Annotated in this window: 13 protein-coding genes; 7 read left to right on the forward strand and 6 right to left on the reverse strand. The window is 73.2% G+C overall.

The annotated features are described in order from the left end of the window. The first annotated feature begins 216 nt into the window (after positions 1-216). Together K8612_RS14810 and K8612_RS14815 are read left to right on the forward strand one after the other, a co-directional pair. Positions 217-1,461 (forward strand): exonuclease SbcCD subunit D, encoded by a 1,245-nt coding sequence (locus K8612_RS14810; protein WP_223740787.1) that lies wholly within the window; start codon positions 217-219, stop codon positions 1,459-1,461. Continuing rightward, on the forward strand, positions 1,458-5,255 hold the full coding sequence (locus K8612_RS14815; protein WP_223762726.1) for an AAA family ATPase: 3,798 nt from the start codon (positions 1,458-1,460) through the stop codon (positions 5,253-5,255). The genes K8612_RS14810 and K8612_RS14815 overlap by 4 nt, the downstream gene beginning before the upstream one ends. 1 nt (position 5,256) lies before the next feature. Here the strand turns inward: K8612_RS14815 and K8612_RS14820 are convergent, their stop codons facing one another. Both K8612_RS14820 and K8612_RS14825 read right to left on the reverse strand, forming a co-directional pair. Next, a complete protein-coding gene (locus K8612_RS14820; RefSeq protein WP_223762727.1) occupies positions 5,257-6,204 on the reverse strand; it encodes a serine/threonine-protein kinase in 948 nt (315 codons plus the stop codon). Beyond that, positions 6,201-6,998, reverse strand: a complete 798-nt coding sequence (locus K8612_RS14825) for a TIGR02266 family protein (protein ID WP_223740784.1) — start codon at positions 6,996-6,998, stop codon at positions 6,201-6,203. The genes K8612_RS14820 and K8612_RS14825 overlap by 4 nt, the downstream gene beginning before the upstream one ends. Positions 6,999-7,194: 196 nt before the next feature. On the opposite strand from K8612_RS14825, the gene cglD reads away from it, so the two are divergent. Continuing rightward, positions 7,195-10,593, forward strand: a complete 3,399-nt coding sequence (gene cglD / locus K8612_RS14830; RefSeq protein WP_223740783.1) for an adventurous gliding motility lipoprotein CglD — start codon at positions 7,195-7,197, stop codon at positions 10,591-10,593. Positions 10,594-10,718: 125 nt separating this feature from the next. Here the strand turns inward: cglD and K8612_RS14835 are convergent, their stop codons facing one another. Together K8612_RS14835 and K8612_RS14840 are read right to left on the reverse strand one after the other, a co-directional pair. After that, positions 10,719-12,479 carry a M14 family zinc carboxypeptidase gene (locus tag K8612_RS14835; RefSeq protein WP_223762728.1) on the reverse strand — a complete coding sequence of 587 codons (1,761 nt, stop codon included), beginning with the start codon at positions 12,477-12,479 and terminating at the stop codon, positions 10,719-10,721. A 31-nt stretch (positions 12,480-12,510) separates the two neighbouring features. Continuing rightward, a complete protein-coding gene (locus tag K8612_RS14840) occupies positions 12,511-13,446 on the reverse strand; it encodes an MBL fold metallo-hydrolase (protein WP_223762729.1) in 936 nt (311 codons plus the stop codon). Positions 13,447-13,586: 140 nt separating this feature from the next. On the opposite strand from K8612_RS14840, the gene K8612_RS39245 reads away from it, so the two are divergent. Next, positions 13,587-14,900 carry an ATP-binding protein gene (locus tag K8612_RS39245; RefSeq protein ID WP_306799656.1) on the forward strand — a complete coding sequence of 438 codons (1,314 nt, stop codon included), beginning with the start codon at positions 13,587-13,589 and terminating at the stop codon, positions 14,898-14,900. Continuing rightward, positions 14,897-16,315, forward strand: coding sequence for a sigma-54 dependent transcriptional regulator (locus K8612_RS14850; protein WP_223762730.1), 1,419 nt, complete (start codon positions 14,897-14,899; stop codon positions 16,313-16,315). The genes K8612_RS39245 and K8612_RS14850 overlap by 4 nt, the downstream gene beginning before the upstream one ends. A gap of 6 nt (positions 16,316-16,321) precedes the next feature. On the opposite strand, the gene K8612_RS14855 is transcribed toward K8612_RS14850, so the two are convergent. Continuing rightward, entirely contained in the window at positions 16,322-16,786 is a 465-nt protein-coding gene (locus tag K8612_RS14855; protein WP_223740779.1) for a hypothetical protein, read from the reverse strand. A gap of 120 nt (positions 16,787-16,906) precedes the next feature. Here K8612_RS14855 and K8612_RS14860 point away from each other — a divergent pair, with 120 nt between their 5' ends. Next, on the forward strand, positions 16,907-17,485 hold the full coding sequence (locus K8612_RS14860) for a hypothetical protein (RefSeq protein WP_223740778.1): 579 nt from the start codon (positions 16,907-16,909) through the stop codon (positions 17,483-17,485). Positions 17,486-17,501: 16 nt separating this feature from the next. Further along, a complete protein-coding gene (locus tag K8612_RS14865) occupies positions 17,502-18,077 on the forward strand; it encodes an RNA polymerase sigma factor (protein ID WP_223762731.1) in 576 nt (191 codons plus the stop codon). Positions 18,078-18,080: 3 nt separating this feature from the next. Here K8612_RS14865 and K8612_RS14870 read toward each other — a convergent pair whose 3' ends face one another. Beyond that, positions 18,081-19,979, reverse strand: coding sequence for a hypothetical protein (locus tag K8612_RS14870; protein WP_223762732.1), 1,899 nt, complete (start codon positions 19,977-19,979; stop codon positions 18,081-18,083). Positions 19,980-20,079 lie beyond the last annotated feature (100 nt).

A 20,079-nucleotide genomic window follows, 5' to 3' on the forward strand; every position in this document is an offset into this window, starting at 1 on the left:
CGGCCGCGGGCGGAGGCGCCGTGGCGCGTGGGGTGGGGAGGACGGGACGCGTCGGGCAGGCCACGGATGCAAGCGCGCGGAATGACGTCCTTTTTCGACAATGTCAGAGGGGGCGGGTAAGGGAGCGAGGGCTCGCCGCTTGGAGTCGGGGATGGGACCGGGGGAGGCTGCCCGGCCCGCACCCGCCACCGGGCCACGAGGGAGGGTGAACGCCGGATGCGCCTGCTGCACACGTCGGACTGGCACCTGGGCCACACGCTGTATGACGTCTCACGCGAAGCGGAGCACGCCGCGTTCCTGGCGTGGCTGCTGGACACGCTGGAGTCCCAGGAGGTGGACGCGCTCCTGGTGGCCGGGGACATCTTCGACACGGCCAACCCCAGCGCGGAGGCGCAGGCGGCCTGGTACCACTTCATCGCGCGCGCCCGGCGCACGCTGCCGAAGCTGGACGTGGTGGTGGTGGGCGGCAACCACGACTCCGCCGCGCGCCTGGACGCGCCGGATCCGCTGTTCCACGCCCTGGGCGTGCGCGTGGTGGGCGGCCTGCCGCGTCACCGGGGTGGGTTGGAGCTGGAGCGGCTGGTGGTGCCGGTGCATGACTCGCGCGGGAAGGTGGGCGCGTGGGTGGCGGCGGTGCCGTACCTGCGGCCCTCGGACCTGCCGTCCGTGCCGGACGGTGAAGGGGACCGGCTGGTGGAGGGCGTGCGCTCCGTCTACGCGGAGGTGCTGGAGGCGGCGCGCAGGCGGCGCCGGTCCGGGCAGGCGCTGGTGGCCATGGGCCATTGCTACATGACGGGCTCGGAGCTGTCGGAGCTGAGCGAGCGCAAGATTCTGGGCGGCAACCAGCATGCGCTGCCGGTGGACCTGTTCCCGGAGGACGTGGCGTACGCGGCGCTGGGGCACCTGCACAAGGCGCAGCGGGTGGGCGGACGCGAGGGCGTGCGCTACAGCGGCTCTCCCTTGCCGCTGTCGCTGTCGGAGGCGCACTACCGGCACCAGGTGCTGGTGCTGGACGTGGAGGACGGGGCGCTGACGCAGGTGCGGCCGCTGTCGGTGCCGCGCACCACGGACATGATGCGGGTGCCGGCCCGGGACGCGGCGCCGCTGTCGGAGGTGCTGGAGCTGCTCGCGGCGCTGCCCGCGTGCGAGCCGGGGGCGCCGGAGTCGATGCGGCCGTACCTGGAGGTCTGCGTGTCGCTGCCCCGGCCGGAGCCGGCGCTGCGCCACAAGGTGGAGAAGGCCCTGGAGGGGCGGGCGGCGCGGCTGGTGAAGCTGACGCCGTTCTACACGGGCACGGGCGGCGCGCTGGCGGACGTGCGGCCGGGGCTGTCCCTGCGGGAGCGCACGCCGGAGGACGTGTTCCTCGCCCGGTACGCGCGGGACTTCAAGGAGGCGCCCTCGCCGGGGTTGCTGGAGTCGTTCCACGCGCTGCTCACGCAGGTGCAGGAGGACGCGTCGTGAAGATCCTGGCGATTCGCGGCAGCAACCTCACGAGCTTCGCGGGGGACTTCGCGCTGGAGCTGGACCAGGCGCCATTGGACCGGCTGGGGCTGTTCGCCATCTCCGGCGCGACGGGGGCGGGGAAGAGCACGCTGCTGGACGCGCTGTGCCTGGCGCTGTTCGACCGCACGCCCCGGCTGGGCGGGCCCAGCAAGGTGCTGGTGGGCCGCGCGGACGAGGACGAGGAGGCGCGCCTGTCCGCGTACGACGTGCGCGGCATGCTGCGGCGCGGGGCGGGCAAGGGGCACGCGGAGGTGGACTTCCTGGGCAAGGACGGGCGGCGCTACCGGGCGCGGTGGAACGTGTGGCGTGCGCGCGAGCGCGCGGAGGGGCGATTCCGGCCGCAGGAGCTGAGCCTGACGGACGTGGCCTCGGGGCAGGTGTTCGGCCGCACCAAGGGCGAGGTGCTCCACGCCATCCAGGAGCGGCTGGGGCTGTCGTTCGACCAGTTCCGGCGCTCGGCGCTGCTGGCGCAGGGGGAGTTCGCGGCGTTCCTGCGCGCGGACGCGAACGAGCGCGCGGAGCTGCTGGAGCGGATGACGGGCACGGAGGTGTACAGCCGCCTGTCCATCGCGGCGCACGAGAAGAACGCGAAGGAGCAGGAGGAGCTGAAGCGGCTGTCCCAGGGGCTCGCGGCCATCGCGCTGATGTCGGACGCGGACCGCGAGGGCGTGCGCGTCCAGTTGGGCGAGGAGGAGGCGGCGCGGGTCCGCGAGGAGACGCGGCTGCGCGAGGCGGAGGCGGCCCGGTCCTGGTACGCGCAGCGCGCGGAGTTCGTGGGGCAGGAGCAGCAGGCGGAAGGCGCGGTGGCCCGGGCGGAGTCGGAGCGGGAGGCGGCGGCGCCCCGTGAGGCGCTGCTGGAGTCGGTGCGCGCGGCGGAGGGCTTCCGCGCGGTGGTGTCCGCGGTGGAGGCGGCGGAGCAGGGGTGCGTGAGGGCGGAGGCCGAGCTGTTGGAGCGGGCCTCGCAGGCGGAGGCGGCGCTCGCGGCGGCGGCGGCGCAGCGGCAGGTGCGGATGCAGGCGGAGGCCGCGCGGGCGGCGGCGCTGGACGCGGAGGCGTCGGTGCGTCCGGCGCTGGAGGAGGCCGCGACCCTGGACACGCGCCGCGCGGAGGCGGAGCGCGAGGCCCGTGAGGCCGCGGAGCTGGCGAAGCAGGCGAAGCTTGCGGAGGCGTCGGCTCGGGATGCGCTGGGGCTGGTGCAGGCGGCGGAGGCGAAGGCCCAGGTGCTGGTGGACGCGGCCGAGGCGTGGCGCGCGTCGCATGCGAGCTGGGAGTCCCTGGCGACGGAGTGGCCTCGCTGGCAGCGCGAGTTGGAGCGCTTCGCCGTAGCGCTGAAGGAGGAGCAGGCTGCGGGCGCGGACGCGGACCGGTTGGGGAAGGACGCGGACCGCCTGGGCAACGAGGCCCAGGCGCGCCGCGAGGAGCACCAGGGCGCGGTCGAGTCGGAGGCGCAGGCGCAGGCCCTGGCGACGCACGCGGAGGCCGCGCTGGGCGAGGATGGCGGCGCGGCGAGGCGGGAGCTCCGGGAGGCGCTGCTGGCGCGGCAGGACGCGCTGGGGGCCCTGGCGCTCGCGGGCGAAGGGGCTCGGGCGGAGGGCGCTGCGGAAGGTGACGCTGCGGCGGAGGTGAAGGCGCACCGCGAGGTTTCCCAGCGCGCGGCGGAGGAGGCGAAGGACGCGGCGGCGCGGCGGGCGACGCAGGAGGCGATGCTCCACGAGGCGCGCCGTGCGCAGTCGCGGGCGGAGGCGACGCAGGGGCTGGCCTCGCACCGGGCCGCGCTGCACGAAGGCGAGCCGTGTCCGCTGTGCGGCGCGCTCGAACATCCGTATGCCCGGGAGTCCTCCGCGCTGGAGGGGCTGGTCGCGGAGGCCGCGGCCCGGGTGCTGGAGCTGGAGACCGCGCGGGATGCCGCGGCCAAGCAGGAGGGCGCGGCGAGCGTGCGGCAGGCGACCGCGGACACGGCCGCGACCCAGGCCGAGGCGCGGCGCGACACGGCGGCCCGCAAGCGCACGGCGCACCGTGAAGCCTGGCGCGCGGCGCGTGAACGGTGGACCCGCGTGGACCCCGCCGCACAGGATGCCAGTGCATCGCCTCCCGAGGACGCGGAGGACCCCACCGCCCAGGCGTGGATCCGTTCAGCTCAAGAGGACGTGCGCGCGCGGCTCGCGACCCTTCGTGACGAAGAGGCTTCCGCGGAGGCCCGCGCCAGCGCCGCTCGCGAGGCCCGGGCTTCGCTGGAGACCCGGCGCACCCGGCGCGAAGGCGCGGCCGAGGCCCTTCGCAAGGCCGAGGACGCTCAGTCCCGCGCTTCCCAGTCCCACCGGGACGCGCTGCTTCGCCGGGACACCGCCCGTGACGCCCGCGAGCGCGCCCTCGCCGAAGTGTCCCCTCCGTTCGCCAGCGAGGAGGTCACCTGGAAGGACAAGCTCGCCGCGGACCCCGCCCGCTTCCAGGGCCAGTGCCTGGCGCGCGTGACGAAGTGGCGCGAGAAGCTCGCGGAGCTGGAGACCTCTCGCAAGCGCCTGGAGGAACAACAGGGCCTGCGGGCCCGTGAAGAGGTCCGCCTCCAGTCCCGGATCGAGGACGCACAGACCGCCGCCCACCGCGCGGGCCTCAAGGACGCGGCCTTCCAGGATGCGTCCAGGGCCCGCGCCCGGCTGCTCCAGGGCCGCCCCACGCAAGAGGTGCGCGCGGAGGTCCAGGCGCGCATCGACGCCGCCCAGGCCACCTACGAGCGCGCCCGCGAGGACTCCGAAGCCCTCCAGCAGGCGGAGAAGGTGGCCACCGCCCGCGCCGAGGACGCCGTGCGCCTGCGCACCGAGGCCGCCCTCACCCTCGACCGCGCCCAGGCCGTCCTCTCGGAGCGCCTCGCCGGCCATGGCACCACCCTGGAAGCACTCAAGGCCCTGCTGTCGCGCGGCGCCGCCTGGTGCGACGCGGAGGCCCGCGCGCTCAACGCCCTGCGCGAGTCCGTGGCCCAGGCCCGCGCCATCCTCGTGGAGCGCCGCGAGCGCCGCGTCCGCCATGAGGCCTCCGGGCTCCCCACGCTCGCGGAGGCAGACGTCGCGGAGCTCCGCGAGCGCCTGCGCACCGACGTGGAGGTGCGCCGCCGCGCGGAGGCCCTGCTGCGCGCGAAGCTGGACCACGACGACGCCGCCCGCGCCCGCCATGGCGCGGAGGCCCGGGCCCTGGAGCAGCGCCGCGCCGACGCGGAGGTGTGGAAGACGCTGGGCGACCTCATCGGTTCGCACGACGGAAAGAAGTTCAAGGTCTTCGCCCAGAGCCTCACCCTGGACGCGCTGCTCCTGCACGCCAACGCGCACCTGCGCGAGCTGGCCCGCCGCTACCGCCTGGAGCGCGTGCCCGGCCACGACCTGGACCTCCAGGTGGTGGACGGCGACATGGGCGACGAGGTCCGCAGCGTGGCCAGCCTCTCCGGCGGCGAGAGCTTCCTCGTGTCGCTCGCGCTCGCGCTGGGCCTGGCCTCGCTCTCGTCGGAGACGACGCAGGTGGAGACCCTCTTCATCGACGAGGGCTTCGGCACGCTGGACCCGGAGACGCTGGAGGTCGCGCTCGCCACGCTCGACGCGCTCCAGGCCACCGGGCGCCAGGTGGGCATCATCTCCCACGTGAGCGGGCTCGCGGAGCGCATCGGCGTGCAGGTGCGCGTGGTGAAGCAGGGCGGCGGCCGCAGCAAGCTCGTCGTCGAAGGCGACGCGGGGCTCGTCGTGCCCTCCAACCAGCAGGTGGCGTAGCTCAGCCCGTCACCGGCTCCGCGCCCATCAGGCCGCGCACCACCGCGGCCACGGCCAGCGGCGTCGCCACGCGGTCGTCGCTCAGCGCCGCCAGCGCCCGCGCGAACTGCTCCGCGGAGGAGAAGCGCTGCGCCGGGTGCGGCGCGAGCGCCCGGTCCAGCACCAGCGCCAGCGGATCCGACACCTCCGGCGCCACCATGCGCACGGGCGTCAACCGCAGGCCCCGGATGGAGGCCTCCACCTCCTCGGTCGTCCCCTCCTCATAGGGCGACTCCAGGGACAGCAGCTCGTACAGCAGCACCGCCGCCGCCCACAGGTCCACCGCCACGGAGACCTCGCCCGCCAGCAGCTCCGGCGAGCGGTAGTTCTGCTTGCCCACCCGCCGCGGGTCCACCGCCAGGCCCGCCCGCGAGCGGGCCACGCCGAAGTCCGCCAGCTTCACCTCTCCGCCGCGCGACAAGAGCACGTTGTGCGGAGACACGTCGCAGTGCACCACCGCCAGCGGCAGGCCCTTGGAGTTGGTGGCCTGGTGCGCGTACGCCAGCGCCTCCAGCACGTGGCGCACCATCATCACGGAGATGTCGATGGGCAGCTCGATGCGCCGGCGCCGGCACTGCGCCAGCACGCGCCCCAGGTCCGTGCCGTCCACCAGCTCCAGCGCCAGGTAGGGCCCGTCCGCCAGCTCCCCGTACTCCCGGAAGCCCACGATGTGCGGGTGGTCCAGGCACCGCGCCAGCTCCGCCTCGTGCAGGAGCTGCTCGCGCGCCTCCGCGTCCCGCAGGCGCTCCGGACGCACGCGCTTGAGCGCCACCTCCTCGCCCGCGTGCGGTCCCTGGAGCATCCGCGCGCGGAACACCTCCGCGTTGCCGCCGCGCCCCAGCCGCGACAGCAACTGGAAGCGGCCCAGGTCGCGCGGCCACTCGGGGGTCTTGCCTTCCTCCAACGTCACGCCTTCTCTCCGGCCAGGCTCGCCAGGTACCCGTCCAGCGTCGCCGAAAAGGTGTCGTCGTCACTCAGGAAGGCCAGCCCCACGCCTCCGGTGTACTGGTCATCCACCACGTGCACCACCAGCGCCTCGCCCTGCAGCCGCTGGCCGTTGGGCAGCTTCACGTCCACCGTGACGACGCTGTCCTGGGGCGGGCGGTGCGCCGTGCGCACGAAGAGTCCCCCGTTGCTGATGTTCAGCGCGTGCTCGCGCACGAAGTCCAGCTCCGTGCGGAACTCCATCTCCAGCTTCACCGCGAAGCGCCGGGCGCGGCGCTGGGACTCGTCACCCGGTGCCGGTGGCGCGGCGGTGGGAGCGGCCGGCGGCGCGGGCGGTGCCTCGGGCGGCGGCGGGGGCTTCGGCGCGGACGGGGCGGGCAGGGGGCCTCGCGCGGCCAGGGCCTCCAGGTGCTGCCGCAGCTCCTGCGCGGCCTGCGTGCGCTCGTCGCCGGTGAAGGGCGTGCCGCCCGTCAGCGTGCGCGAGCGCAGCGCGTCCCGCTCCGCCTTGGGCAGCCGCCACAGCTCCACGAACGTGCCGCCGCTCTTGCGCACCTCCTCGCCCAGCCGCTCCACCGCCGCGCGCGGATAGCCGGGCACCTCCACCTTCACCTCCAGCGCGCCGGCCTCGTCGCGGAACGCCACCACGAGCTGCATCGACTGCGCGGACGGCAGGAGCGCGCCCAGGCCCTCCACGACGGCCGCCGCCTTCTCGGGCGAAGCCGCTTCCCCCCACACCGCCGCGAGACCGAACACAGGCACGGGGCGGACGATAACCGAGCCCTCCTGGCCCCCGTAAAGACAGTGCAGTCGGAAACAGGCGACAGCGGTGGACGCCAAGTTTACGAATCGCGATGCCACCTCCGTCCCGGGGGCGTACCTACATCGGCAGCGGGCGCGCATCCCTCTATGCTGCTGGTGTTCTCCGTTACCCCCCTTCCCGGAGTGCTGACCCGTTATGCGCAATTGGATCCGACTCTTCTCCGGCACGCTGCTCGCGGCCACGCTCATGGCGGGCTGTGGCGGCAGTGACCCGGACCCCGGCCCCGTTGATCCCCTCCCCACCGACGACGGAGGCGTCGACGCGGGCGTCGACGCGGGCTTCGACGCCGGCTACGTCGAGGACGCGGGCGTCATCGTCGACCCGGACCCCGACCCCGGTGAGGTCCCGACCAACCCGTATGCCCAGGACAACGCCACCAGGGACTCGGACTGCGACGGCCTGACGGACCAGGAGGAGTTCTCCACGGTCTACGCCGGCGGCCTGAAGACGAAGGCGGGCGTGCGCGACACCGACGGCGACGGCATCCGCGACGGCGTGGAGGTGGGCCGCACGTCCAGCGTGGACCCCAACTGCTCCTTCTACCCGGACCTGGACCCCACCACGCGCACCTCGCCGGTGAAGGCGGACACGGACGATGACGGGCTGCCGGACGGCCTGGAGGACGCCAACCGCAACGGCAAGCGCGACCTCACGGAGACGGACCCCAACACGGCGGACTCGGACGGTGACGGCATCCCGGACGGCGTGGAGGACGCGAACAAGAACGGCTCGGTGAGCCCCGGCGAGACGGACCCCCGCCTGCGCGACACCGACGGCGACGGCCTGCCGGACGGCCTGGAGAAGCAGACGGGCACGGATCCGCTCAAGCCCGACACGGACGGCGACACCTGCGCGGACGGCGCCGAGGACGTGAACAAGAACGGCAAGGTGGACCCGGGCGAGACGGATCCGCGCAAGTCGGACTGCGCCGCGTCCATCCCGGACTCGGACTTCGACGGCATCCCGGACGCCGTCGAGCTCGCCACCGGCACCGACCCGAACAAGGCCGACACGGACGGCGACGGCGTGGCGGACGGCGTGGAGGACACCAACAAGAACGGCCGCGTGGACTCCGGTGAGACGGACCCGCGCCAGACCGACACGGACTGCGACGGCCTCCAGGACGGCGCCGGCCGCGACGGCTTCCTCGGCGAGGACCCCAACTCCAACGGCCAGGTGGACCCCGGCGAGACGGACCCCACCAACCCGGACACGGACGGTGACGGCCTGCTGGACGGCGTGGAGCGCGGCGTGACCACGGCCGCGGCCCCCCGCAACAACTGCGGCTACGTGGGCGACGCGGACCCCTCCACGAAGACGGACCCCAACAAGGCGGACACGGACGGCGACGGCATCCCCGACGGCGCGGAGGACTCCAACCAGAACGGCCGCGTGGACCCGAACGAGCTCAACCCGCTGGACCCCAAGGACGGCGCGGCCACCACGCCCGCGGGCAAGGCGTGCAGCGTGCAGAACCTGCGCACGGTGACCTTCAAGGAGGACAGCGGCGCGGACATCCGGCTCGCGCTGCCCAACACGTTCAAGGACGCCAACCTCCTCAACCTGAAGGCCAACGGCCAGACCGTGGGCGTGATGGGCTATGACGACACGAAGCAGGTGACGTTCATCGCGTACAAGCGCGCGCAGGTGGGCAGCTCCACCACGCCCTCGGGCGACGAGTCGGGCATCCGCGCCGGCACGGCGCTCCTGGCCCCGGCGGACGTGGAGTTCACGCAGACGTTCACCACCTGGGACGGCTTCCCCGCGGCGGTCTCCCGCTACGCGCTCGCCGGCACGACGGAGCTGAAGGCCTTCACCAACTCGCTGGCGCGCCAGTTGGTGCCCAACAGCACGGAGACGCTCGGCGGCACGGCGGGCATCAACGGCCCGTTCAAGATCCAGGCGCAGTACGTGCACCGCTCCAACCAGAGCGTCGTGGTGGTGCTCGCCATCACGCCGGCGGCCCGCTACAACGAGGCGGGCAGCCTCTTCACCACGGCGGACACGGCGGGCGGCTCCGCGCTGGCGCAGTTCGGCGACGCGGACGCGGTGCAGTGCGAGGTCTTCACCGGCAACACGGCCGTGGTGGACTTCCTCTTCGTGGTGGACGACTCCGGCTCCATGGCGTCGTCGCAGACGTCGCTGGCGAACGCGGGCACGGCGGTGGCCAACAAGCTGGGCAACGCGACGCTGGACTGGCGCGTGGCCATGGTCACCACCAGCTACACGGTGGGCACCAGCGCCAACCGCAACGTGCTGCGTCCCTTCACCACCAACATCAGCCAGTTCAAGGCGTGGCTGACCCAGAACGCGGTGTGCAACAACAGCGTGTGCGCCGTGAAGGGCGGCACCACCCAGAACCCCACGTACACGCCGCTGCCCAACACCACCTGCACGGCGGACACCAACTGCTGGGTGGGCCTGAAGGGCGACGGCAGCGAGCGCCCGCTGGAGGCGGCGCGCAAGGCCATCAACGACATGGCCGCGTCCACGGGCGGCGCGGAGACGAAGATCCGTCCGGGCGCCAAGGTGGTGGTGGTCATCCTCACGGACGTGAAGGACCAGTCCACGGACACGGTGGCCAACTACTCCGCGTACTTCCTCAACAGCGGCACCACGTCCGGCACCACCAGCAACCCCACGGGCCAGCCCATCCAGGTGCACGGCATCATCTGCCCGCCGGACGGCGGCCAGTGCTACTCGGGTGAGGACAACACGAACCCGCGCCACCTGGACGTCATCCAGGCCACGGGCGGCGTGTCCGGCAGCATCCGGGACAACACCTCCATCACCAACACCATCAACGCCATCGTGGACAGCGTCATCGCGTCGGTGGGTTACCGCACGCTGAAGCCGCCGATTGGCGCGTCGCTGAAGGTCGCGGTGGAGGCGGTGGTGGATTCGGCCGTCTGCCCGAACATCGGGGACCTGCCGCGCAGCCGCACCAACGGCTTCGACGTGGATGGCATCAACCGCACCGTGTCCTTCTACGGCGCGTGCCGTCCGAAGGAGTCCGGCAAGACGCAGGCGGCGCTGTCGTACCGCTACTGGATCGACCGCACGGCCAAGCCGGACGGCAACCCGCCGCCGTGCTCGTCCGACACGCAGTACTACGACCCGAACGACCCGGACTTCTGCAAGGGCAAGCTCACCTGCAACCGCACCACGGACAAGTGCGAGTGCCCGGCGGACTGCGGCGGCTCGGCGCCTCCGGGCCAGGTGTGCAACACGGACCGCGCGGTGTGTGACTTCACCTGCGCCCAGGACTGCGGCGGCACGTGCGGCACCTTCGAGACGTGCAACACGAACTCCTGCTCGTGCAGTTGCGTGCAGTCCGCGACCTGCGCGGCGGGCTACAAGTTCGACAACAACGCCTGCGGTTGCGTCTGCGACACGGCGGCCCTCAACTGCGGCACCGGCTTCGGCGCCAACGCGGAGCTGTGCGCCTGCGTCTGCAAGCCGGACTGCGGCGGCTGCGCGCCGGGCTTCTCCTGCAACGTCAGCGCGTGCGTCTGCGAGAAGCCCATCGGCTAGGCCGTGAATGAAGACGCGCTCCCGGTGCCGCATGGACCGGGAGCGCGGCGGTGACCTCCGAAGCCCCCGCTCCGCGACGCCCCTTCAACGGGGAGGCGGGCCGGGGGCTTCTTGCTTCTGCCCTGCTACCTCCCCAGGTTCGCGGGCGCGCTGGCGGCGCGGTACACGGGGTAGAGGCCCAGGCGCTCGTCCCAGGCCGGGTGGCGCTCGGCGAAGAAGCGCAGGCGGGCGCGAGGGTCCCTGGCGAACGCGGGGTCCTTCAGGCGCTCCTCGAACGCGGCCTTCACGCCCGCGTCCTTCGCCAGCAGCTCGCGGGCCCAGGGCTCCAGCACGTAGTCCTCGATGTACTCCTTCTGCTCGAAGTGGGCGTTGAAGAAGCCCCACGCCAGCAGCGAGTCCGGCCCCGCGGGCTCGAAGAGGTGCGCCACCAGCTCCACGTTCTTCTGCGCCACCGGCACGTAGAGCGTCCCCGCGGGCAGGTCCTGCGTGTCCGGCCTCCACTCGCCCTTCGCGGTGAGGCCCTGGTGGCTCTCGTTGGAGCGGGCCTGGAACTGGAAGTCCTTCGAGCGGAACGACTCCACCTTCGCGGCGGGCACCGCGCGGGTGAGGCGCTGGAACGCGATGCCGTGCGCGGCCAGCTTCGGCGCGACCCACGCGGCGTGCGCGGCGGACACCAGGTAGCCGCCCGTGGGCAGCGTCGCGGTGACGGCGGGCTGGATGTCCGGCGCGTACGGCACCTTCCACGTCTGGGGCTTCGTGTCGTCGTAGCGGATGTGCGGCTGGCCGGAGATGTCCGACGGCAGGCGCTCGTAGGCGTAGCCCTTGAACTCCATCGATTCGCGCCGGGGCGCGCTCTCCCAGCCGAGCACCACCTCGCGCACCTGTCCGGCCACGGCCTTCTGGTCCTCCGCCTTCACGGCGGCCAGGAGCGCGGCGCCGTCGCGGGCCACGAGCTTCAAGAGGCCCTCCAGCACGTCGCGGGTGGCCTTCACGCGCTGGGCGTAGTCCTTCCAGGAGTGCGTCTCCACGAGCACGCCGAAGCGGTGGTGGACGGACCAGAAGGCGTGGCTGAAGCGCGGCGGGGGGACGCCGTAGGCGAAGCCGCTCGTGGGGTCGTCGTCCCGGAGGAAGGACGGGTAGAAGCGCAGCGGCTGGTGGCCCTGGGCGGTGAGGCCGGTGAAGAGCTCGTCCACCAGCTTCGCGCCCCGCTCGCGCAGCGCGGGCGGGCCGGACTTCTGCGGCTCCAGGCCCACGGACACGTCGGGTTCGAACTTCGCGCCGTCCGTGACGTGCAGGTCCACGTAGACGAGCGGGTCCCACGCGTTGAGGTACTTGAGCAGCAGCACCATCTCCGGCGCGTCCGCCTTCACGTAGTCGCGGTTGAGGTTGAAGTTCTGCGCGGTGACGCGGAAGCCCATCTCCTCCGGGCCCACCTGGTTGGGGCGGTGGTTGGGGTTGAAGCGCTCATGGCCGTCCACGTTGAGGACGGGGACGAAGACGGCGGTGACGCCCTTGAGCAGGTCCGGCACGGACGCGCGGTTCTGGAGCGCGTCGCGCAGCAGCCAGTAGCCGGCGTCCTTGCCGTCGATTTCACCCGCGTGGATGCCGCCCTGGAAGAAGACGACGGGCCTGCCCTTCCTGCGCGCGGCGTCCGCGGTGAGCGTGCCGTCCTGGCTGACGACGAGCGCCACCAGGGGGCGGCCCTCCGGCGTGGTGCCCAGCGTGTCGCAGCGGGCCTTGCCGGGGAACGCCTTGGGGAAGGCGCGGCACAGGCTTTCCGCTTCCGCGTAGCGGCCGGTGCGCTTCCAGCCGCTCTGCTCGGAGACGGTGGTGAGAGGAGGTGGAGCCTGCGTGAGGACCAGGGCGGCGAGGGTGGGCAGGAGCATGGCCGCTTGAGACCACAAGCCCCGCCAGCGCTCAACCGTGCCGCACGGTGTGTGTACCGCCCACGGGCAGCACGTGCACGCGGTCGCGCGGCCAGCCGCGGCGCAGCCACTCCGCGTCCAGGCGGGCAGGGGGCTCGTCCAGGGGCTCGTCCGTGAGCTTGAACGTGCCCCAGTGCATGGCGAAGAAGGCCAGCGCGCCCAAATCCTCGAAGGCCTGCACCGCCTCCTCCGGGTTCATGTGCTGAAGCTGCATGAACCACGCGGGGTCGTAGGCGCCAATGGGCAGCAGCGCCGCGTCCAGCTTGGGGAAGCGCGCGCCAATCTCCTTGAAGCCCTGGAAGTAGGCGGTGTCGCCGGAGTGGTAGACGCGCGCGCTGGAGCCCTCCACGACGAAGCCGCCCCAGAGCATCTGGTTGGCGTCGTGCAGGCCGCGGCGGCTCCAGTGCTGGGACGGCACGTAGTGCACGCGCACGGGCCCCACCTGCGTGGACTCCCACCAGTCCAGCTCCTGGAAGGGCAGGCCCTGGCCCTGGAACACCGGCGCGTGGCCCAGGCCGGTGACGACGCGGGCGCCCACCTGCTTGAGCGTGGGCAGGTCCAGGTGGTCGTAGTGGTTGTGGCTCACCAGGCTCGCGTCGATGCGCGGCAGCTTCTCCACCGGCACGCCGGGCGGCACGTTGCGGCGGATGATGACGTTGATGGCGTCGCGCAGCACCGGGTCGATGAGCAGCGACACGCCATCCAGTTGCACCAGCCAGCTCGCGTGGCCCAGCCACGTCAGGCGGGCGCCCTCGCCCGGGGCGGGCGGGGTGGCGAGCACCGCCAGGTCCGGCTCCACGCGCGGCACGACCGCGCGCGCGGGCGAGCCGCGGCGCCTGCCCGCGAGCTTGTCCGTGACGGCCCACTTGAAGACGCGGGTGAAGGCCTGCGGTCCGCTGCCATCCAGGTTCTTGAAGCGCATCGCCATGAGGGGCTCCTGGCAACCGGTGTCCCCCAAGGATGGGCCCGCGCCGCCTGGGCGAGTCATGCTCGGCCGGAGGGGAGGGGCGCAAGGGGAATGCGGCCGGACCGCCCGGGGCGGCCCCGCGCCGTATAAGAGGGCTTCCCATGGGACCTGTCTCCAACACCACGACCCGCAGGGTGTTGCTCGCCTTCGGCGCGCTGGTGGCGCTGTTCACGGCGGCGTCGGGCTATGCGCTCGGCCGGCTGGCGGACATCCACGAGGGCACGCGCGCGCTGCGCGAGGTGGGCGGCCGCGCGCGGGAGGCGCGGGAGCTGGCCACGGCGGTGCGGGACCAGTACGCGCACCTGGCGCACACCATCATCCTGGGCAACGACAGCCACCGGCGCTTCCACACGGAGGCCCGCGCCCGCGTGGAGGCGCTGACGCGGCGGCTGGCCGAGCACGCGCGCGACGCGGACGAGCGCGCGGCGGTGGCGGACATCCAGGCGTCCGGCGATGCGCTGGACACGCTCTACCGGGACACGCTGCTGCCCGCGGTGATGGCGAAGGACGCGGGCGCGGTGGAGGCGGCGCATGGCCGCGCGCTGGAGTGGGTGTCGCGCATCCAGGCGCGGGTGGACGCGCTGACGGCGGACTCGGACGCGTCCATGGAGGCCTTCGAGGCGCACGTGGGCGCGGTGGAGCGCGACAGCTTCCGCTGGGCGCTGCTGCTTTTGGGCGGGGCCACGCTGTTCGCGGCCGGGGTGGGCGTGTACATCGGCAACGCGGTGGCGCGGCTCGTCCAGCACGAGAAGCTGGCGGGCATTGGCCGGCTGGCGGCGGGCGTGGCGCACGAAATCAACAACCCGCTGGGCGTCATCCTCGGGTACGTGCGGCTGTTGCAGCGGCGGGCGGAGGGCCCGCTCGCGGAGGACCTGCGCGTGGTGGAGGAGGAGGCGGTGCGCTGCCAGGACATCGTGGAGGGGCTCCTGGACCTGGCGCGTCCGGGCCGCGGGCCCCGTGAGCCGGTGGCGCTGCGCGACGCGTGCGTGGAGGTCGTCTCCCGCCTGCGTGAGGCCACGCGCCTGGGCGCCGTGACGGTGGACGTGCATGGCGAGGGCACCGCGTGGGCGCAGGCGCCCCGGCTGCGGCAGGTGCTGCTCAACCTGGTGAAGAACGCGGCGGAGGCCGCGGGCGAGGGAGGACGGGTGGAGGTGCGCATCGCGATGGACGCGGACGGGAGCGCGCGCGTGGCGGTATCGGACTCGGGGCCCGGGGTGACGCCCGAGGCGCGCTCGCGGCTGTTCGAGCCCTTCTTCACCACGAAGCCCTCCGGCACGGGGCTGGGGCTCGCGGTGAGCCAGGCCATCGCGGAGGCGCACGGCGGCCGCATCGACGTGGACACCGGGGCCCTGGGCGGCGCGCGCTTCACGCTGTCGCTGCCCCCGCCGTCGCGCGAACAGGAGGCGGCGGCATGAGCGGCGCGAAGCCTTCTGTCCTTGTCGTGGACGACAAGGAGAACATGCTCAAGCTGTTCGCGCGCATCCTCGGGGACGCGTACGCGGTGACGACCGCGCCCGACGGCGCGCAGGCGCTGGCCCGGGTCTCCGAGCGCGCGTTCGACGTGGTCGTCACGGACATCCAGATGCCGGGCGCGGACGGCTTCACGGTGCTGCGCGAGGTGAAGCGGCGCGCGCCGGAGACGGAGGTCGTGCTCGTCACCGCCTACGCGAGCATCCCCAAGGCCGTGGAGGCCATCAAGGAGGGCGCGTACGACTACCTGTCCAAGCCCTTCGACCCGGACGAGGTGGCCCTGGTGGTGGCCCGCGCCCTGGAGCGCCAGCGCCAGCGCCGGGACGCGCAGGGGCTCGCCGCCCGCGTGGCGCGCATGCCGGACTTCCACGGCCTGCGCGGCACCAGCCCCGCGCTCCAGAAGACGCACGCGCTGCTCGCGCAGGTGGCCTCGCGCGACCTCACCGTGGTGCTCACCGGCGAGACGGGCACCGGCAAGGAATTGGCCGCCCGCGCGCTGCACCGCGAGAGCCCGCGGCGCGACAGGCCCTTCGTCGCGGTGAACTGCGGCGCGCTGCCGGCGGAGCTGGTGGAGAGCGAGCTCTTCGGCCACGCGAAGGGCGCCTTCACCGGGGCGACGGGCGCGAAGGCGGGCCTCTTCGAGGAGGCCCATGGCGGCACGCTCTTCCTGGACGAGGTGGGGGACCTGCCGCTGCCCGTGCAGGTGAAGCTCAACCGCGCGCTCCAGGAGAAGGAGATCCGCCGCGTGGGCACCACCACGCCGGTGACGGTGGACGTGCGCGTGGTGGCGGCGACGCACCGGGACCTGGCGCGGGAGGTGGCCGAGGGGCGCTTCCGCGAGGACCTCTACTACCGGCTGGGCGGCGTGACGGTGCGGATGCCCGCCCTGCGCGAGCGCCGCGAGGACATCGCGCTGCTCGCCATGCACTTCCTCGCGGGCGCGAACCGGCCGGAGCTGGAGGGCTTCACGCCCCAGGCGCTCCAGGCGCTCACCGCCGCGCCCTGGCCCGGCAACGTGCGGCAGTTGCAGAACGCAGTGGCCCGCGCTGCGGCGGTGGCGGCGGGCCCCCGCATCACCCCGGAGGACCTGCCGCCCGAGCTCACCGCCAGTGCATCCGTGGCCCGTGGCCCCGAGGCCCCGGGGCCGCTGCCCGCGGAGGCACTGGCGAAGCAGCCCTACCGTGAAGCGGTGGACCGCGTGCGCGACGCCGTGTCGCGCGACTACCTCACCGCGCTGATGCAGGAGTTCTCCGGCAACGTCACCCACGCTGCGGAGCGCGCGGGCATGGAGCGCGAGAGCCTGCACCGCCTGCTCAAGCGCTACGGTGTCCGCACGGAGGACTTCAAGCGCGGCGACTGAAAGGCCCTAGCGGGGCTCGTGCTCCGCGAGCACCTTGTCCAGCGCCTCCGCCTGCGCGCGGACGTCCGCGTCGGTGTCCTTCGCGGCCTTGGTCAGGTGCGCGCGGGCCTTGGCGGCCTCCGTCTTCGCCAGCGCCATGGCCATGCACAGGTTCGCCTTGGGGTGGTCCGGCGCCGCGTCCAGCGCGGGCTTGAGGACGGCCGCGGCCTGGGCGTCTTCCTGCTTCTCCAGGTGGAACATGGCCAGGGCACAGGCCGGCTCCACCGCCGAGGGCTCCCGCTTCAGCGCCTCCTGGAGCAGCTCCGTGGCGAAGCCGCGCTGCTGGTGCGCGTCCATGGCGAACGCCATGGCCTGGAGCTCCTCCACGCTGGCGTCCCCCTGCTGCTTCGCCTGCTCCACCAGCCGCTGCGCGTTCTCGAAGTTGCCGGCGCGCAGTTCCTTGATTCCTTCGGAATACGGGTAGCTCTTCACGGTGTCTCCCAGTGCACCACGCGGTGCGTTGCACGCATTCTGCGCGACTTTGGTCGGGGGGCCGCAACTTTGGGACGGCGGTTTCCGAAAAATCGAGAAGACTTCTCCCCCAGGCCCCCCATGATCATCCGCAACTCGCCCGTCCGCCAGCCGCAGACCTCCGGTACGGAGCCCACCGCCGCGCGCCCCGCCGCCCCCGCCGCGCGCAACGTGGTGAAGGACTCCTTCTCCTCCGGAACCACCGCCGCCCAGCGCACGGGCGCCATCAGCAAGGCGCCCCCGGGCGACCACGGCAAGCTGATGAACGAGTACCTCACCGGCGCGCGTCCGCCCCCGGCGGACTTCGAGCAGGTGATGGGCTACAAGCCCTACGCCATCCAGACGCCGCACGGACAGCGCATGCAGGATCCGCTCGGCTACGCCTCCGTCCCCGGCAAGATTGGCCCGGACCAGGAGTTCGACCCGGCGGCCAAGACGCACGACTACGGCTACGACCTGCTGCGTTACTACGACCGCAAGGGCACGCCGCTGAAGCCGGAGGCCCGCAAGGCCGCGGACGCGCAGTTCCGCCAGGACATGTTCGACTACGCCAACGACCAGAAGGGCACGATGGCGAAGTTCAAGTACCGTGCGTGGGCGCAGATCTACGCCACCGCGGTGGAGCTGAACTCGCGCGTGCAGGGCTACGGCCCTCCGTAGTCGCGGAAGGAGTCGCATGGAGGCTGAAGGGCCAGACGCGGGGCTGCCCCCGGACCGCGAGGACGTGGTGGCGGCGCTCCTGGCCCATCAGCGCCGCTTCCTCGCCTTCCTGGAGCGGCGCGTGGGCAGCCGGGCCGTCGCGGAGGACCTCTTCCAGGCGGCCTTCGCCCGCACGCTGGAGAAGGGCGGGGCGCTGAAGGACGGCGAGGGCGCGGTGGCGTGGTTCTACCGCCTGCTGCGCAACGCCCTGGTGGACCACCACCGCCGGCAGGCCGCGGAGGGACGCGCGCTGGCGGTGGAGGCGCGCGACGCGGACGCCGCCACCGAGGACCTGGAACTCCAGGGCGCGGTGTGCGCGTGCCTCGCGGACCTGCTGCCCACGCTCAAGCCCGAGTACGCCCGGCTCGTGCGCCAGGTGGACCTGGAGGGGCGCGCGGTGCCGGACGTGGCGCGCGAGGTGGGCATCACCCCCAACAATGCGGGCGTGCGGTTGCACCGGGCGAGGCTCGCGCTCAAGCGTTCGCTGGAGCGCGGCTGCGGCGCGTGCGCGGCGCACGGCTGCCTGGACTGCTCCTGCAAGCCGCGCCGCTGAAGCTCAGGGGCAGGTCGCCGCGTCGTCGTTCTGGTCGATGTTCACGCCCGCCAGCGGGTCGCCCTTGAACACGCCCGCCGCGAGCGCGGTGGCCCGGCACGTGGGCAGCTTCCGGTTGTCCACGACGACGAAGGCCTGCGACACGCGCGCGAGCTCCGCCATGCCGAAGTCCGTGAGCGCCGCGTTGCCCTGGAGGTTGAGGAAGTCCAGCTCACGCAGCCGCGCCAGGTCGCCCAGGTTCGTCAGCGCCGCGTTCCCCTGCACCTCCAGGGTGCCCAGCCGGGTCAGTTGCTGGAGGCCCTCCAGGTTCGTCAGCGCCGCGTTGCCCACCAGGGTCACCGCGGCCGCGTTGCGCAGGGACGGCAGCAGGTGCACGCGCTGGAGCTTCTCGTTGAACTTCACGGAGAGGCCCTCGGTCACGTGCGACAGCGAGGGCATGTCCCCCACGCTCAAGAGCGCCTTGTTGCCCTGGATGTGGATGCGGCCCGCGGTGGCGAGCCGCTCCAGCCCCGCCGTGTCCGGCAGCCGGGGGTTGCTGGAGATGATCAACTGCTCCACGGAGACGAGCTGGGCCAGCGGGTGGAGCACCTCCATCACCGCGTTGCCGTCCAACTCCAGGGTGCCGCCCACGTCCGTCAGGCGATCCAGGCCGAAGGGGCCGCTCAGCGCGGCGTTGTTCGCGATGCGCACGTCCCCGTCCACCCGGGTCAGTTGGATGAAGGGCGTCCGGTCCAGCCGGAGGTGGTCCGCGATGACGAGCGACCCGCGGAGCACGTGGACGTGCGGGAGCAGGCCGGGGTCCACCAACGCGTTGTTCGCGCGCAGGGAGATGCTGTCACCGGGCTGCACCGCCGCCAGCCCCTCCAGCGTGGGGAGCATGGGGTTGTCCTCCACCAGGAGGCTGCGCTCGACCACCAGCATGGTGTCCGGCGCCGTGCCCAGCGCGAGCGCGTCCAGCCGGGCATTGGAGAGCACCGCCGCGCTGCCGCCCACGAAGCGCAGGGCGGGCAGGGACAGCCGGCGCAGGCTGGCGTTGCCCCGCACGGTGAGGCCGCCCTCGATGACCGCCAGCGAGGGGAGGGACGCGTCGGTGAGCGTGGGCGCGGAGATGACCAGCTCGCCCCGCAGGTGGGTGACGCCCTCGAGCGCGACCATGTCCACGGGGCCCGTCACCGCGAAGTCTCCGTCATGCACGCGGGTGGCCTGGCACACGTAGACGGTCGCCGAGGCGCCGCCGCGGTCCACCTCGTCGTCGAGGTCCAGGTCCTGGAACGCGTCCACGCGCGTGCCACCGCGTGAGCAGTTCGGCCCCGCGGGCTCGGGCTGGTGGCGGACCTTCAGGTCGGCCGGTTGCAGGCCACAGAAGAAGTGGGAGGCCTCCAGCTCGGACGTCGCGAGCGCGTCGTCCGCGTCCAGGTCCAGGCCCGCCTCCAGCGCCGTGCCGCCGCGGTCGTCGCCGTCGCACGGCGCGGTGAAGGCCGTCAGCGGGCGCAGGCGCGTCAGGACGGGGGCCATCACGTCGCAGGCGTACACCTCCTGGGCAATCTCCTCGTCCTCCAGCAGCCCGTTGCCATTGGCGTCATGGCCCGCGTGCGACACCTGTCCGCCCAGGAGGCACCGCTCGCCCGGCCCCACCGGCCGCACGCGCAGGAGCACGTTGGCCACGGAGGAGTCGCAGACGTAGTCGGTGAGGGTGACCTCCGCGTCGTCCAGCACCCCGTCGCGGTCCAGGTCCAGGCCGGACTCCACGGTGTCCCCGCCGAACTCACAGTGCTCGCCAGGGGGCTCCGGGCGCACCCGGGTCTTCGCGTCGCGTTGGGTGATGTCCGCCAGGTCGATGGCATCACAGCCGCCGGTGAGGAGGGCCAGCAGCGCCCCCCAGGTCCCCCACATGCGTCGCATTCGATGCCCTCTCTGGTCGGGCCCCGACCTTGCTTCCCTGGCCATACGGCCCGAAGGGATTTTCCTGGCTGTTTCGCGGCGGGTCCTACCGGAAAAGACC

It is taken from the genome of Corallococcus sp. AS-1-6, assembly GCF_020037015.1.
GTDB lineage: Bacteria > Myxococcota > Myxococcia > Myxococcales > Myxococcaceae > Corallococcus.